Source organism: Stieleria varia (assembly GCF_038443385.1).
GTDB lineage: Bacteria > Planctomycetota > Planctomycetia > Pirellulales > Pirellulaceae > Stieleria > Stieleria varia.
On sequence record NZ_CP151726.1, the window covers coordinates 8,032,242 to 8,047,488 of the forward strand.

General features: G+C 55.7%; 14 protein-coding genes and 1 riboswitch. Of the genes, 7 read left to right on the forward strand and 7 right to left on the reverse strand.

Features of this window, described 5'->3' with window-relative positions; genetic code table 11:
- Nucleotides 1-6 precede the first annotated feature (6 nt).
- Both Pla52nx_RS27125 and Pla52nx_RS27130 read right to left on the reverse strand, forming a co-directional pair.
- Complete coding sequence (locus tag Pla52nx_RS27125; protein WP_197454544.1) at nt 7-1,533, reverse strand: alpha/beta hydrolase; 1,527 nt, start codon at nt 1,531-1,533, stop codon at nt 7-9.
- 220 nt (nt 1,534-1,753) lie between these two features.
- Nucleotides 1,754-2,176, reverse strand: coding sequence for a hypothetical protein (locus Pla52nx_RS27130; RefSeq protein ID WP_146519815.1), 423 nt, complete (start codon nt 2,174-2,176; stop codon nt 1,754-1,756).
- Nucleotides 2,177-2,434: 258 nt separating this feature from the next.
- Between Pla52nx_RS27130 and Pla52nx_RS27135 the strand changes: the two genes are divergently transcribed.
- Complete coding sequence (locus Pla52nx_RS27135; protein WP_231741935.1) at nt 2,435-3,379, forward strand: tetratricopeptide repeat protein; 945 nt, start codon at nt 2,435-2,437, stop codon at nt 3,377-3,379.
- 309 nt (nt 3,380-3,688) lie between these two features.
- Nucleotides 3,689-4,018, forward strand: a complete 330-nt coding sequence (locus tag Pla52nx_RS27140) for a hypothetical protein (RefSeq protein WP_146519817.1) — start codon at nt 3,689-3,691, stop codon at nt 4,016-4,018.
- A gap of 18 nt (nt 4,019-4,036) precedes the next feature.
- On the opposite strand, the gene Pla52nx_RS27145 is transcribed toward Pla52nx_RS27140, so the two are convergent.
- Genes Pla52nx_RS27145 through Pla52nx_RS27155 form a run of 3 tightly spaced genes read right to left on the reverse strand, consistent with a single transcriptional unit; the run spans nt 4,037 to nt 8,099 of the window.
- On the reverse strand, nt 4,037-4,984 hold the full coding sequence (locus tag Pla52nx_RS27145) for a CNNM domain-containing protein (protein WP_146519818.1): 948 nt from the start codon (nt 4,982-4,984) through the stop codon (nt 4,037-4,039).
- Entirely contained in the window at nt 4,981-6,330 is a 1,350-nt protein-coding gene (locus tag Pla52nx_RS27150) for a CNNM domain-containing protein (RefSeq protein WP_146519819.1), read from the reverse strand. The genes Pla52nx_RS27145 and Pla52nx_RS27150 overlap by 4 nt, the downstream gene beginning before the upstream one ends.
- Complete coding sequence (locus tag Pla52nx_RS27155; protein WP_146519820.1) at nt 6,330-8,099, reverse strand: hypothetical protein; 1,770 nt, start codon at nt 8,097-8,099, stop codon at nt 6,330-6,332. Before Pla52nx_RS27155 ends, Pla52nx_RS27150 begins: the two co-directional genes overlap by 1 nt.
- A gap of 362 nt (nt 8,100-8,461) precedes the next feature.
- Here Pla52nx_RS27155 and Pla52nx_RS27160 point away from each other — a divergent pair, with 362 nt between their 5' ends.
- The gene (locus Pla52nx_RS27160) at nt 8,462-8,641 is read left to right on the forward strand and encodes a Flp family type IVb pilin (protein ID WP_146519821.1); all 180 of its coding nucleotides are present in this window, start codon (nt 8,462-8,464) and stop codon (nt 8,639-8,641) included.
- 127 nt (nt 8,642-8,768) lie between these two features.
- Nucleotides 8,769-9,665 (forward strand): NAD-dependent epimerase/dehydratase family protein, encoded by an 897-nt coding sequence (locus tag Pla52nx_RS27165; protein WP_146519822.1) that lies wholly within the window; start codon nt 8,769-8,771, stop codon nt 9,663-9,665.
- An 11-nt stretch (nt 9,666-9,676) separates the two neighbouring features.
- On the opposite strand, the gene Pla52nx_RS27170 is transcribed toward Pla52nx_RS27165, so the two are convergent.
- Nucleotides 9,677-10,546 carry a DUF4465 domain-containing protein gene (locus tag Pla52nx_RS27170; protein ID WP_197454545.1) on the reverse strand — a complete coding sequence of 290 codons (870 nt, stop codon included), beginning with the start codon at nt 10,544-10,546 and terminating at the stop codon, nt 9,677-9,679.
- 60 nt (nt 10,547-10,606) lie between these two features.
- The gene (locus Pla52nx_RS27175; protein ID WP_342190268.1) at nt 10,607-11,410 is read right to left on the reverse strand and encodes a DUF1559 domain-containing protein; all 804 of its coding nucleotides are present in this window, start codon (nt 11,408-11,410) and stop codon (nt 10,607-10,609) included.
- 288 nt (nt 11,411-11,698) lie between these two features.
- Nucleotides 11,699-12,032, reverse strand: a riboswitch (cobalamin riboswitch).
- Between the two features lie 90 nt (nt 12,033-12,122).
- On the opposite strand from Pla52nx_RS27175, the gene Pla52nx_RS27180 reads away from it, so the two are divergent.
- From Pla52nx_RS27180 to Pla52nx_RS27190, 3 genes are read left to right on the forward strand one after another with little or no spacing between them, the layout of a single operon-like run.
- Nucleotides 12,123-13,058, forward strand: coding sequence for a 3-deoxy-manno-octulosonate cytidylyltransferase (locus tag Pla52nx_RS27180; protein ID WP_146519825.1), 936 nt, complete (start codon nt 12,123-12,125; stop codon nt 13,056-13,058).
- A gap of 40 nt (nt 13,059-13,098) precedes the next feature.
- Nucleotides 13,099-14,739, forward strand: coding sequence for a CTP synthase (locus Pla52nx_RS27185; RefSeq protein ID WP_146519826.1), 1,641 nt, complete (start codon nt 13,099-13,101; stop codon nt 14,737-14,739).
- Nucleotides 14,740-14,745: 6 nt separating this feature from the next.
- On the forward strand, nt 14,746-15,210 hold the full coding sequence (locus tag Pla52nx_RS27190) for a DUF1844 domain-containing protein (RefSeq protein ID WP_146519827.1): 465 nt from the start codon (nt 14,746-14,748) through the stop codon (nt 15,208-15,210).
- Nucleotides 15,211-15,247: the final 37 nt, after the last annotated feature.

A 15,247-nucleotide genomic window follows, 5' to 3' on the forward strand; every position in this document is an offset into this window, starting at 1 on the left:
AGCGCCCTAGTCTTCGGGATTATGCATCGCCGCGAATTCGATGGGCGGCAATTTCAGCTCGTCAGGCAGTTTGAGCGACGCGATAGTTTGGTTGCTGAAGTCGGCGTCGAGAAACCGCATGACATGATCGTGAAAACTGGGGTCGTGCTTTGCGATTTGCATGATGGCGGCGTGAGTGCCGCCGTGAATGCGAATCAGATGCGCGTTCGACGAGAACTCCATTTGCTCTTTCGCGTTTTCGAAAGGTGTCGACATATCCAAATCGCCTTGAACCATCAGTACCGGCAAGTCCGTCTTCAAAATCCGAAACGATTCCGGAATGACTGGCGTCGGCGTGACGTCTCGTGTCGCCTTATAAGTGGCGTTCAGTTCGCCGATCCATCTGCGGCCCGGTTCATTGTCGATTCGCGACAGACGCACTTCGCTAATATCAAGGCTATTGTCGATCAGATAGGCCTGCAAGGGCGAGGCACCGACGGAGTTTTTGCGAGCGGCTTTCGCTGCCAATACCGTGTAGTTTTCCATGTAAATTTCGTAGACGAACTTGGGCATCTTGGCGATGGATTCGTGGGTTTCGCGATGTGCTCCATGCCCACCAAGCATCGCGCGTTGAAAATCCGCAGGTCCAATCACCACTTCCGTCTTTCCGGTCTTCGCACGAACAGGCTGTGACTCTAAACGTTTAACAATCGACTCAATGGCGTCCGTCAACGAAACCTCTGGAAACCCCAACTTGTCACGGTCGGGGGCAATGCGTTTCTCCAACCGCTTGATCACATTCCAAATCCCCTGAGGGCTGTCCCAGCCATGATCGATTGGTTCGATTCCCGACAAAACGGCGCGGTCCACATGATCGGGATACTTCTGCATGTAACAGAAAGCCCACTGCGAGCCAAAACTGCCGCCGTACAAGACAATCTTTTCATAACCCAGTTTCTCACGCACGTCATCAAGATCCGCCGCCACGTTCATGATGTCGTAGCCAGCCAAGTCGATGCCTTGCTGAGCACAACGATCGATTGCCATCTTGTAGTTCTCTTGAATCCGGCCCTTCATCGCATCGTGGTCGTAGGGTTCCCCCACGGGGGCACCCAAAGTCATAAACATCATGGACATGAACGCTGGTCCAGCGCCACGCTGATTGACAAACACGACATCTCGCGTTTCGGCAAACTCCCAGACCTCGCCTAGCATGCCGCCGGTGGGTTTGTGATTCAACCGTTCGATCAGTTTGTCTCCAAAAAACTGACCTGGCCCACCACCTAAAAGAAAGATCGGCGCGTATCCGGATGGCTTGCGGGCCTTGATTTGATAACCATACAAACGAATATGACGACTCGATTCCGACGCCCGATTCTCGGGAACAGACAAGCGAAACTTTTTCGTCTCTGGGCCGTCCTGAATCACAAAATCGATCATGTCGAACGCTCCCGCTGGCTGATCACTGTGCGCGGGCAAAAGCGTCACATCGATCGCTAGCCCACGCACTGTCGCAAGGATACAGATCAGGAACAGGTAGATTTGAAGACGCATTCTGGCCCCCATGTTTTGTCGCACAAACGTAGATTCTGAGGTCATTCTACTCCAGGCGTTTCGCCAACTGGAATCCGAGCCCCACTGAGTCACGGACACATCAAAGCGTTTGTCTGAACACCGAAAATGCGTTCCAGTCCGTTCGGACCACTGAGTCAGTCGATGCGTGATACGCTGGCAACCGTTCGAAAAACTCGTGTCGGTGCCAACATCAGGAGACTCAGGAGAAAATCTGTTGCAAGATCGCTGCGAAGACCTGCTCGTTGGCGTCGTAGTCGCGACTCTCGGCCTGCATCTGAATGATCAACCGCTCGTCGCCACGTGATGTCAAAACGATCCGGGAGATCACGATCAGGTCAAGGTAGTAAAACCGCAACTCCAAGCCTCGGTCTTCAGGCCCCAGTTGATCGATCTGGATGTCCTCCCGCTCGACTTCGTCGTACTCCGCTGCAATTGCCGAGACGACGCGTTCGATCAACTCGTCGTCCGGCAACAGTGAATCATCCTTCTCGATCGAAAAGAACCCGCCGCTGGGCAACTCCAAGGTGACTCCGCTGCCCGACTCCTCGTCCGGTCGTTCAGCCACCACCCAATTGTCGGGGTACAGAAACTGAACGCCAAAGGAATCAAACTGGGCGGGCATGCCGAATGCTTTACGCTTTCTTGGGGCGGGAAATGAGGGATCGAGTTGCCGAGACTCGCGATATCATGCCAGAGTGGCCCCGAAGGGACAACGCAAGCAAATGCCGATTTTTTCATGCGCAGCCAAGTTCACGGATTTGCTTTCAACCTGCGAACCTTTTTTCCATTGCCTGCGGCCCGTCAGAATTGGTAAACCCTGCAGGGATTGATGACCTTTTCTCAACCACTGCACGCTACCGTCAAGCAATACCGTCAAGCAATGAATCGCCCTTCCGCCCCCCTGCGATCCATTGCCTGCCTGCTTTTCATCGTCCTCACTCCAACCGCTTTGACCGGTTGCCGGGCGATCCGCAAGATCGGCGACAACGGTGAATCGATCGCCGCCCGACGCTTGTCCCGCGAAGGCATCAAAGCGATGCATGACGGACGATGGGATGTCGCGGAAAACTTATTCGGCGATGCGTTGGAGATCTCCAAGGCAGATGACCGCGCCCACCGTGGACTCGCCGAAGCACTCTGGAATCGCGGTGAGCATGACGCCGCGATCGTGCACATGGAAAACGCCGTGCGGCTTAGTGCGGGTGACCCTAAACTCGTCGCTCGACTCGGACGAATGTACCTGGAGAACGGACGCTTGGAGGACGCCAACGCTCAATGTCAGATCGCGCTGTCTGCCGAAAGGAATTCTGCCGACATTTGGGCTCTCCACGGTGACTGCTTGAACGAACACGGCGAAGTCGATGAAGCGTTGTCGGCCTACCATCGTGCACTCGCCTTGCAACCCAATCACCTGGACGTTCAGATCCAAACTGCTGAGATCTATCGCATCAAGAAACGATTCGACCGACTGCTCGCGACCCTGGATCGCATCGAACTCAATGGCGATGGAGCCGACGTCCCCGCCCGAGTCGACTTGCTGAGAGGAATCGCGATGCGTCAACTGGGCCGCACACAGGAGGCGCATGAGAACTTTGCATTGGCGGCGAAGAAAAATCCTGACGACGCCGAACCGTGGCTGCACATGGCATCGATCGAAACGGAAGCCAAGAATTTCAACAACGCTCGCCAATACGTCGCCATGGCGATGGAACGAGACCCCCAATTGGTTCAACAGTCAGGTTGGAGCCGCCTGGTCGATTCACCAGGAACGATGAGTCAAGACATACCCCATGTTGCCGATGCTCGCGACGCAGTGCTGCAATGAAGACGAATCCGTGATTCTCGACGAGTATCGATCGAACCGATTGCACGCATTATTCACTCGATTCACTCGTTCCAATGCTGACGTCTCACCCTCAATGGGCAGCGATTCATGTTTTTTTCAATCTGTCGACGCATCCCCGTGGTGGTCCGTAGCGTAGGCTTTGGACGTTGCGTTGTGCCGCAGGCCCCGTGAAAATGAGGCCTCGCTATAACAAGGCCTCTTGAATCTCTAGGACCCTGTGCACATCGCTCGACCTGACACTCACGCACCAATGGATTGGCTGCTCTTATCAACCGACAGAGAGTTCCCATGCCAGCACCGAGCGTTCACAACGACACGACGATGATCAACTCCCCAAACTCCTTTGGCCTGGGCATCGCCAACTCATCTTCATGTGGCGAATCCCATTCAACCGGCGATGAGAGCGGCACATTCTTTGATCGTCGTCGCGGCAACGAATCAGGTGGCAAAGCGGAGCGTCGACAGTTTGGCAGTTCGCATGACGGACTCACCGAAAACGGTCGAGAACTCGCACTGGCCATCGACCAGTACAAGCTGGCCCATCACCGCAGATACATCACTTGTGATGAAATGCTGGCTGTACTCTCGACTCTCGGCTACCGAAAGTGCGACGAGTAGGCGTCCAAGCCCAGTCCCCTACAGTGTCTTCAGCATCGGCTGCAACAACTGACGCCGGGTCACGCAATAACGCATCTCACCTTTGTCGTCCGACAGCACGGCCACTTCGCTGCCCGCGTCGTACATCCGCAGCAACAATGACAAATGTCGGTCGTTGATTCGTCCCCGAATCACCGGCCGAACCTCTGGCGTCTCTTGTCCGCCAAACAGATTGCTGTATCTGAGATAGCCGATCACTCGTCCGCCCCTGCGAACCAAGATGATCGGATGATTCTGCCGCCGAGCTTTCTGTACCGCGATTTGTGGATCAATCGGAGAGTCAACGGCAGCCAAACGATCCGGCGGCACGGCAAAAGAGACAGCGGGTTGATTACCCACCACAAACAATTGCTGCACCAGCGACCGTTGCCCGGCCCCCAAAATACCCGCTTCCTGACCGGCCCGCATCACTTGGTCCAACTCACCTCTCGCCATCGCCAACTGCAACCGAAACGGTGTTTGCCCGGTCAACCAACTGAGCACCGTCCCCAGCAGTCCCAAGACCAGCGAAACGGGCAAGAAGACCACCGTTGCAATCAATAGCAACGGTCGCACCATCGTCAGCATACGATACGGCGCTTGATAGAAAAGATACTTTGGCAACAACTCACCAAATACGAACACGACAGGTGTCATCAACATGGGACCGAGTAATTCTGCCGTGGAGGAATGCCCGAAACACTGCGCCACGCCCCAAACCAATGCAAAACTGGTGACGAAATTCGCCACGTTATTCCCAACGAGCGTCGTCGCGACGAAAATCGCTGGTCGATTGAGCAACCAAATCAACGCTTTGGCCGATGCTGATCCATCCAGTCCGTCCAACACCAATCGTGTTCGCGAAACCCGATACAAACCGGTTTCCGATCCGCTAAAGAATGCGCTCAAGCCCAAACCACAGAGAAACAAGACGATGGCAATGATCATCTTTCACCTCCCATCGTGTCTGTGTCCGTTCGTTTCTTCAATTCGATCGTCAGCTCACCGTCGGTTTCCTGCATGACAACCATCTCGTATGGCTCCAAAATGGCTGTGTCCCCCACTCGTGGCAACCGCTCGTTGGATCGCTGGATGTAGCCCGCGACCGTTGCGATGGATTCGTCTGAGACCTCCACGCCGAGACGTTTTGCGACCGCGCGAAAACTGGTCGAACCCATGGTTTGATGATGGCCTTCGCCGATCGTATCAATGTACGACTCGCCCAGCATCTGTTCTGGACCACCACCGCTTTGAGCCAAGATGTGCCGAAAGATACGTTCAATGCTCAGCGCCCCGATCGCTTCTCCGTACTCGTCAACCACAACGGCGACACTCAATTGCTCTTCGGTGAGCTGTTCCAACACCATCGATACGCGCGCGCTCCAAGGCACATAAATCACAGGTTCAATCGCTGAATTCAAATCGTCGAGCTGACTGGGGCGAAGCAGACGTACGCCGATTGAACCGATGATCTGGTTTTCTTCTTCGCCAGTGACCATCAAATAGCCACCGGCAGGCTCGACCCCCTGCAGCACGGCATTGCTGACGGGTGAGGAACAAAGAATCAACTTGCCCCGCGGACGCATCAATTCACTGGCTCTCGTCTCCGCCATCTCCACCAACGCACGCAGTGCGGACCGCTCACGTTGCAAGAGTGCAGCGTCATCGGTGCTCAGTTCGATTGCACGTTCGATATCGGTTAGCTCGATATCCGGCTCGGGCTGAAAATTGGGCCAAATGAGCCGTCCTGCCAACACATTGGAGACTTTGACCAGCGGCAGAAACGGCGACACGACGCGAACGGCCACGTTCAACGGAATGGCGACCAAAACACTCAGCCGCAGCGGTGACAAAACGGCGATGCTCTTGGGCAACATCTCGCTAAAAAAGATGACCGTCAACAAACTCAGCGACGTGAACACGATCGCCGAGGACGCATTGCCCGCGATACTCTCTCCATCATCTTGGGTGCCGCTTGTCCCGGACTCTAAATCACCGGCAAGAATCGAGGCGATTGCAAAGAACGTCATGTTGATGAGCAGATTCCAGAACAGGATTGCCGAAAGCAAACGTTCAGGATCGTCCAACAACCGGTCCGCGATTCGCCCGCCAACCCCCGCCCTGGCCAGCTTACGACGACTGCGGGCATGAAGCGAAAACAGGGCCGCTTCGCTGGCACTGAACAACGCGCTGGCAACAACCAATACGAACATCGTCAGCAGCCAAGGCCAAGTCTCGGCCAACCAAACGGCGGGAACAAATGCGGCAATGCCCCCAGCAAACCCCGGTGTCATCAAGCCGCATCTCCGGGGGCACCACGATCTCGCTCCAACGAAACGTCAAATTCGCTCAACGCCGGAATCATCAGCGCCGCAGTGGTGAACCCATAACCCACGACAAGCGGAAACACGACGAACAGGTGATCCGTTTGCAGCAAGAACTGAGTGATGGCATAAAACGTGATGACAGGCAAAAAGAACGACGAGAGAAAAATCGCCGACGAGGGGTTCCGCCAACCCAGCGACGCAAACAAAGCCGCCCCGCCGCCCAAAATCATCACCAGGAACGGTGCCAACTGCAACTGAAACGCACCGCGAAAACTGACCATGATCGTCATGCAAATCGCGATACCGATACACAAAAAGAAGACCGTTCCCAAACTCGCGAGTGTCGCTGTCCGCCCCGCCACATAATTCAGCCCGGAGTGAACCCCCAGCATCGCCACAAAGAAGAACAGGACCAACGCCCCCACAATCGCGTACACGGTGTTCTCCAAAGTCATCACGCCGGTTGCCGCCAAATAGACCAGCAACAACAGAGGCAACAATATCATCTCCTTGCCCACATACAACACTCCCAACAATTTGCCAAAGACAAACTCACTGGGATTCAAATCCGTGACCAACAACAAATCGATTGCCAATCCGTCTCGCTCGCCCGTGATCGAGTTGACGGCCAAAGCGTTGACGAGAACCAAACTGACGACACCGATCGCCGCGACAGGCAAAGTTGCCGCGGGTAACGAACGAGCAATGCGTCCGGCAGGCTCAAACGCCACCCCGCTTTGAACCTGCATCGCCACGACGCCGGCAACCAACAAAAACAATCCCGCAAACGCCACGCGAATGATCACGACCTTGCGGCCATAAGCCCAAGTTCGAATCTCTCGCCATAAAATTGGGTTGTCCCAAACCGGTCGCGGCGCACGAACTTTCCAACTCCGTGGCCCAGACTCCGCTTCCATCTCTTCGCTCGTCTCGATCTCCGGTGCCTTCAGTCGAACCTCTCGCGACGGATTCCAAACCCGCACACGATTGACACCAAAGGCCAAGACAGCGATCGACAGGGTGAACGCCAATACGGTGAAGTAAATCACGCCGGTGGACGTGGCCTGTGACAAACTTGCTAAAGGAGATGCCGCTGCCATCAATGCCCTGACGGGACTAAATGCGAGCTGAAATGATTCGGGCAAAGCAAATAACACCGAAACGATTTCCCCCGTCCCCACCAAGATCAATAGCAACAACACGGTCAACGCGATCGCCTGAAAGGTTTTCTCACGCCACATTCCCACGACCGTTCCGACCGACCCCGCCAAAATCACCGTTGCCGCCGTCACGACAAAAACACCCAACACCTGCTGAGGCGATACGCCGCCCAACAAGGGAAAAATCAAGAACAAGGGCAGGGCACAGACAAGCATCGAAAGCGGCCCCAACAACGTGGCGGTCAGCTTTCCCACCACCACTTCGAAGCCACTGAGACGTGTCATCAACAGCAGGATCAATGTTCGCCGATCCTTTTCCTGAGCAACACTGCTGGCCGCGCCCACGGCAGCCAAACTGCTCAAAATCAGCAACTGCAGGGGCGAAAGCATCGCAAACATCCACCCGCCAAAACGCGACGAATCAGAAACCGTCGCCAGCGAACGAGACCCATCAAGCACCAAGTAGCCAGTGCAAATCAGGCCAAAAAGTGTCAGCAGATACAATCCGCGGGCCAAATACGTCTGTGGTCGCTTGGGAACGACACTGGCTTCGCGATTGAAGACGGGTCCGAACATACGGGTTCTGCAAAAAATGACTGGATTGAAAGTACGGGTCGGAATCAAGTCCCCATGATAGCAGGACGCGGCTCGACACCGAGACCGGCCCCCCCCACTCCCGACCGAATCGCCCGACCGAATCGCCCGACCGAATCGCCCGACCGAATCAACTTGACCGCACATCGGCACACACTTGGGGTGATTCCATCGACACAATCGTCAGATCGCGTCCCCCCTGCACTTGGGATAGGTACGCACCAACCTCCAAAAAAGCCCATTCGCTCGCGTCAGGCCTCAGATGACGTAGGCTTTGGTGGAACATTCCTTCGGGGGCGTTCCCCAAAAACTACATCGTGGTCCTCCATGCTGAATATAAAACCGTGAATCAATCCACCCGCGAATTCCTACGAGAGGAAGAAGGCGCTACGGCGGTCGAATATGCCGTCATGCTTGCTCTGATCGTTGCTGTCTGTATCGGTGCCGTTTCGACACTGACCAATAACACAAAGCAGAGCTTTGACGAATCCGCCAATGCCATATCAGGCGCATTCGGCAACTAGCCCCGCGACTTTTCTTCTCTCATTCATCATCATTTGCTAATCTCCTCAGCCCACGGCCTGCTTCGGCAGCGTCGAGGATCACTGTCCGTCCGAACGGATGCTCCGTCAAGCTCGATAGGATTTGCAGATGTTGGTTTCTCTCACCGGTGGAACTGGTTTCCTCGGGCGTTACCTGATCGAACGATTCATCACCGCGGGCTATGAAGTCCGCGCATGGTGTCGCTGTTTACCCGACGAAGACCACTTGGATCCGCGGGTCCACTGGATCCAGGGAACTCTCAAAGACGATGAGTCCGCAGAACGACTGCTGGCCAAGTCCGACGCCGTGGTCCACTCCGCCGTCCACCGCTCCACGGACAGTTTCATCGCCGACGTGGACGATCCACAGCACTACTTTGACCTCAACGTGGGGGGATCGCTCAAGCTGCTGGAAACCGCCGCCCGTCAGCGGGTCGGACGTTTTGTGTTCATTTCATCGGGAGCCGTTCACGATCAAATTCTCTCCGACAGACCGCTCGATGAAACGCATCCGCTGTGGCCGAAATCCTTCTACGGAGCATGCAAAGCTGCCACCGAAGCGTTAATTCATCACTACGGCATGAGCGGTAAACTGCAAACCTGCTCGCTGCGTCCCACCGCCATCTACGCAGTCGCCCAACCGACCGAGCAGTCCAAGTGGTACGAACTGATCACCCAAGTCGTCAGCGAAAGGGATGTTGACGTCAGCGGCGGCAGCAAAGAAGTGCACGCGTCGGATGTTGCCAAGGCAGCCCATCTGCTGCTGACGACCGACCGGCCCATCGCAGGCGAATCATTCAACTGCTGCGACCGCATGATCAGTCATCACGAAGTCGCCTCCATCGCTAAGCGTCTCACCGGCAGCCACTCCCAAATTCACGGTGACCGCAAAGAAGCCAAGCATCAAATCGACACGAGCAAGATCCGATCACTGGGAATGGAGTTCGGCGGCACGCCACTGCTGGAACAAACCATCCAAACGTTAGTCGATTCGCTGCGCGCCTGATACAGCAAAGGTCACACTCGACGGCGACGACGTCGACAAATCGCCCCACCGACGACCGCGGCCGGCAAAACCACAGAACTCGGTTCGGGAACTGCCGAAACAAAACTGATGTTGTCCACCGCAGCATAAGAAGGCACATCGCTGAAAATGCCAAACGGCCCAAAGTCACTGATCTGACTGGATGTCGCCGAGAACATCAGTGATTGAGTAAGACCGAATCCGGACAAGTCGATGGTTTCCCACGAATTGAGAAAGAAGTCGTCGCCGACACCTGGACCACCGTAGTTTGCCAAGTCGTATTCGATCACCCCGGTCGAATTTCCCGTACCGGCCGCTCCGTCAAAACCGGAGATCCGTATCCGGAAAAAATCTCCATCTGAAAACTGTTGATTGGCGTCGAAGTCGGGCGATCCAAAAGCATCCAAACCGTTGAGTGCATATTGCGCAACATAAGTCGTGTTTGCCAGATCAAGTGAATTCAAGAGCGTGGGTTGCGCAAACGAAATCGTCGCCCCATTGGTTGGCTCACCGTTGAGCAAGGTAGAGGAACCCGTATTGACCACCCCGTACGCAGAGCCAACTTGCACGCCTCCGGCACCGTTGGAGCCACCTCCTGGGAAAGCGGCAAACTGGTTGGTAAATCCAGGCAGAGTGGTGTTGATCACGTTGGAGTACGACCAGCCTGGCCCAAACTCGTTCGTGGTAAACGTCACACTCTGCAACTCAAACCCAGCCGAATTGGCGCCGGCACCGTAGCCGTTGAACACCGAATCCGCCCCCGGCAGCAAACCCTCGAACGTGACTGTTTCTGCGGGCACCGACCGAACGAAAACGCAAATCGCAACTAGCGATGCGACGATGAAACTTTGATTCATAATCATGCTGTATCTCTCGTGTCTCTTCATTTCAAAAACTAGCCATTCCAAGAATTGGCGCTGCACCTAAAAAACATCTGCTGGGATCACTTCGTGACCTGCTCTAGTAATCATCTGCCCCAACACGACACGATCCATCGACTCATTGAGCAGATGGACAGATCCATCCAAAAACAAGACCATTGCCCCGGCGGGATGCAATGATCGGATTTCGTTGTCGCCGACCCACACGGTGGGATCATTGATCGGGTAGGACTGCACAAAAATGTTTCTGCCATTGATCCATTCACTGTCCGGCCCCACCATGTCCTCTCCGGTGGCGATCGTGTGAGACAACCCGTCGATGCAATCACGAAACTTGATGATCGTGTCGTAGAGAAACACCCCATCGTCAGGCCGCGAGTCGACAAGCCGCTCTCCAAACAACCCGCCATAGCTGATTTCGCCACGCGAGCCGTTTTCCGGAATCTCCGTGGGGCACATGTACGACTCAACCACCACAGCCGCCGCGTCGGCATTCTTGGGGTGGTCAAATGCGTAGTCAAAATCGACCGCTTCATACAACGGCTGCTCGCCCATTTGCGGCAACAACAACGCCGACCAAGCAAGATTCTTCCGCGTCATCGGTTGCCCATGTCCCCGCCACTGTACGCATCCGATCGGCAACGAACGATGACAGTTGTGATAGGCCTGCAAGGCGATCCCGATCTGATGCTGATGATTCTTGCAATTCGCCTGCCGCGCGGCTTCACGAGCAAACTGAACAGCGGGCAGCAACAAACTGACGAGAATTCCGATGATCGCCATAACGACCAACAGTTCCACCAACGTGAACGCGTCTCGCATCTGATTCTGATGATGGGCAGTCACATCAGGGTCCCAGTGTGTAAACATTCCGACGGTCGAGCTCATCCATCACATGACGTTTGCTGCGCAGCCATTGCTACAACGGCAGTAACGCTTTGCCGCCAGCGCGATACCGACACATCGATACCGCCCTGGCGCAGCAACCATACCCGGACTCCACAACCGGAAATCCTTAGATGGTGGGATGCATCCATTCGTCCGTACGCAACCTCTCCGGTGAAGAAACTTTTCTCCGTCCGAATCATCACGTACGACTTGAGCTCTCAACGCCGACCTCACCCAAGAAGGTCACGAAGCGTCCGTCACGTGGTAGGTCTTCTGACTCCCGATGAATCACAAGTGTCCCGCCTTCTCGTCGTCCAGCCTCCATGACTCGGGCAATTGACACCGGCTCGGCAGTTGACTGCCCGGCGGCACCCTTGCACAGGATCACAATGACTGTGGACAATGGCAAAAAGAATGAAACACTGGCGGATCGAGTTGAAATCCCGTGGACGTAAAGCCCGTGGCCTCAACTCCATCACATCGGTCACAGCGGCCGGGCCGTCTTGGATTCTCACCAAAGTTCCCTGTTCACACGGTTGCCATTCCCGACAATCGTGTCACCACATGACGTTGACGAGAACCTATTGCTCCCATCGCTGGCTGTCAAGCGAATTCGTCAAAATGCACGCCACCTGTTCTCGCTCAAGCGAGCCGACTCTTGAAGAATGCCATGAAAAACCGGTGTCAAATCGTCATTCCCGCACGTTTGGCGTCCACACGCCTGAGCGAAAAATTACTACAAAAAGTCGCCGGGCGAACCGTTCTGGAACACACCTTCCGGGCCGCCTCAGCCGCCACCTGCGCTGAGGCGGTCTTGATCGCCGTGGATGATCCCCGGCTGGCCGAAATTTGCGATTCCTTCGCCGCGCCCTGGATCATGACCCGCCCCGACTGCCCCAGCGGTACCGATCGGATCGCCGAGGTCGCATCCCAAATGCCCGATGTCGACGTGTTTGTGAACGTTCAAGGAGACGAGCCGGAAATCGATCCCCGGGCAATCGACGCCGTCGCCCAAACGCTTTTGCAACACGAATCTGCCGACATGTCGACGGCCGCCGCCCCGATTCGCTCCGTCCAGGCACTCCAGGATCCCGGAATCGTCAAAGTCGTGATGGGGGACCCGTCGCCGCAGCAGCCTCCTCAGTCAGTGAGCCGCAAGGCGCTAGCCGCGGGTGCAAAGACGCCACCGACGGGTGAAACACCATTATCGGCGGCCAGCGACTTGCCAGCCACCAATGCAGGACGTGAAACGATTGAATCCACAACCTGCCAGGACAGCGAAAAGCAGAATCTCGAAAAACAGGGCAGGGCGATCTATTTCAGCCGCGCCCCGGTTCCCTACGATCGGGATCAAAACCCCGAAACACGACTGCACCAGTTCCCGCCCGTCTACTGGCACCACCTAGGACTGTACGCCTACCGCCGAAGCTTTTTACAATGGTTTGCCGCTCATCCGCCCAGCCCGCTGGAGCAAATCGAACGCCTGGAGCAGCTCCGAGCCATCCAAGCAGGCAAGACGATCATGGTCGCCCACGTCGACTCCGCAACGCCGGGAATCGACACCCAAGCCGACTTGGACGCGTTTCGTCAGCGACTTTCTCAGTAGCACCTTTTGCATTTCCATTCGCGCGTTATCATTCGTCTCCATGACGAAGCATATTTTTGTAACCGGCGGTGTGGTCAGTTCTCTCGGCAAGGGCCTCACCAGCGCCTCGCTTGGAATGCTCCTGGAAGCTCGCGGGTTGCGGGTCCGGATGCAGAAGCTCGACCCCTACATCAATGTCGATCCCGGCACGATGAGTCCCTATCAGCACGGGGAAGTCTACGTGCTGGATGATGGCAGCGAGACCGATCTGGATCTCGGGCACTACGAACGGTTCACCTCCGGCCGTTTATCTCGCGACTGCAATTACACGACTGGGCAGATCTATCTGTCCGTCATCGAAAAAGAACGCAAAGGGCGGTTTCTGGGCAAGACCGTCCAGGTGATCCCCCACATCACCGATGAAATCAAATCCGTTATCTCCCGCATGGGCGGCGATGATGTCGATGTGGTGATCACCGAAATCGGGGGAACCGTCGGCGATATCGAAAGCTTGCCCTTCATGGAAGCGATCCGGCAGTTCTCGCAAGACGTCGGACGAGAAAACGTGCTGTACATGCACCTGACCCTCGTCCCCTATCTCAAAGCCGCCGACGAACTCAAAACCAAACCCACCCAGCACTCCGTCGGCCAACTTCGCCAAATCGGCATCCAACCCGACATCCTGGTCTGCCGCTGCGAACACTCGATCACCCGTGAGGACCGTGAAAAGATTGCTCTTTTCTGCAACGTGCCCGTCGAAGCCGTGATCGAAGAAAAGGACAAGGACTTCTCGATCTACGAAGTCCCGATTTCACTGGTCGACAACCGACTCGACGAACTGGTCGTCAACCGCCTCGGACTGCACGCCAACGCTCTGGACATCACACCCTGGACCGACCTGCTGCACCGGTTGCGTAATCCGCGACACGAAGTCGCCATCGCCGTGGTCGGCAAATACGCCGAACACAAAGACGCGTACAAGTCGATCTACGAATCGATCGACCACGCCGGCATGCACCACCAAGCCTCCGTTCGCGTCGGACGAATCCAAAGCAGCGATATCGAACGTGAAGGCGCCGAACGACTGCTCAGCGGATATCACGGTATCCTCGTCCCCGGCGGTTTCGGCGAACGCGGTATCGAAGGCAAGGTGCAAGCCATCCAGTTCGCACGCCAACGCGGCATCCCCTTCTTTGGAATCTGCCTGGGAATGCAATGCGCCGTCGTCGAATTCGGACGCAACATCTGCGGTCTGAACGAAGCCAACAGCAGTGAATTCAACAAAGACACCGCGCACCCCGTCATCTGCTTGCTCGACGAACAACAAAACGTCACTCAAATGGGTGGCACCATGCGATTGGGCAGCCAGCCGACCAAATTGGCCCCCAACACCAAAGCCGCTAGCGCCTACGGCAAAGAAAACGTTGACGAAAGACATCGGCACCGCTACGAATTCAATAATCAGTATCGTGGCCAATTCGAAGCCAACGGGATGACGTTCTCCGGAACAAGCCCCGACGGCAGCCTGGTCGAAATCATCGAACTGCCCGATCACCCATGGTTCCTGGCGGTTCAATTTCACCCCGAATTCAAAAGCAAACCCCTGGCAGCACACCCGCTGTTTGCCGGGTTTGTCGAAGCCGCGATCAAACGTCACGCTCGCCGTAATGAATCCGATTCCCCCGCCATCATCAACCAGTAAGCAACCATGCCTGACTCCGAACCAGAATTGATCGTCGACAGCGACTGGAAAGCACAGGTCGAAAAGGAAAAGCAACAAGCCGCAGCGGCCAAGGATGCCGGGAAAACACCATCGGATGAGCCGACCGATGATTCCAGTGCAGTGGTAGATACCGACGCCATCGATACCGACGCCATCGATACAGACGCGATCGATTCAGACCCTGCTGATCACGGCCCCATCCCGCCCGCCAGCCTCGAAGTCCTGCTGACGACTCTTTACTCCCAAACAATGATGTCCCTCGGGGTGATCCCCAACCCGAGCACGCAGCAGGCAAAGACGGACTTGCCGATGGCCAAGCATTTCATCGACACAATCGAAATCCTGCAAACCAAAACCACCGGCAACACCAGCGACGATGAGTCCAAGATGTTCGAGGAAATTCTCTACAACCTGAGAATGGCATACGTCCAAATGTCCAAGAATTCCTAACTCGTACGTCAGGCTTTCTAGCCTGACCTACCACCAC

Excerpts from the sequence above, each read along its gene's own strand:
- Pla52nx_RS27125 (WP_197454544.1), bottom strand. The coding sequence starts at position 1,533 with ATGCGTCTTCAAATCTACCTGTTCCTGATCTGTATCCTTGCGACAGTG.
- Pla52nx_RS27130 (WP_146519815.1), bottom strand. The coding sequence starts at position 2,176 with ATGCCCGCCCAGTTTGATTCCTTTGGCGTTCAGTTTCTGTACCCCGAC.
- Pla52nx_RS27135 (WP_231741935.1), top strand. The coding sequence starts at position 2,435 with ATGAATCGCCCTTCCGCCCCCCTGCGATCCATTGCCTGCCTGCTTTTC.
- Pla52nx_RS27140 (WP_146519817.1), top strand. The coding sequence starts at position 3,689 with ATGCCAGCACCGAGCGTTCACAACGACACGACGATGATCAACTCCCCA.
- Pla52nx_RS27145 (WP_146519818.1), bottom strand. The coding sequence starts at position 4,984 with ATGATCATTGCCATCGTCTTGTTTCTCTGTGGTTTGGGCTTGAGCGCA.
- Pla52nx_RS27150 (WP_146519819.1), bottom strand. The coding sequence starts at position 6,330 with ATGACACCGGGGTTTGCTGGGGGCATTGCCGCATTTGTTCCCGCCGTT.
- Pla52nx_RS27155 (WP_146519820.1), bottom strand. The coding sequence starts at position 8,099 with ATGTTCGGACCCGTCTTCAATCGCGAAGCCAGTGTCGTTCCCAAGCGA.
- Pla52nx_RS27165 (WP_146519822.1), top strand. The coding sequence starts at position 8,769 with ATGTTGGTTTCTCTCACCGGTGGAACTGGTTTCCTCGGGCGTTACCTG.
- Pla52nx_RS27170 (WP_197454545.1), bottom strand. The coding sequence starts at position 10,546 with ATGATTATGAATCAAAGTTTCATCGTCGCATCGCTAGTTGCGATTTGC.
- Pla52nx_RS27180 (WP_146519825.1), top strand. The coding sequence starts at position 12,123 with ATGAAAAACCGGTGTCAAATCGTCATTCCCGCACGTTTGGCGTCCACA.
- Pla52nx_RS27185 (WP_146519826.1), top strand. The coding sequence starts at position 13,099 with ATGACGAAGCATATTTTTGTAACCGGCGGTGTGGTCAGTTCTCTCGGC.
- Pla52nx_RS27190 (WP_146519827.1), top strand. The coding sequence starts at position 14,746 with ATGCCTGACTCCGAACCAGAATTGATCGTCGACAGCGACTGGAAAGCA.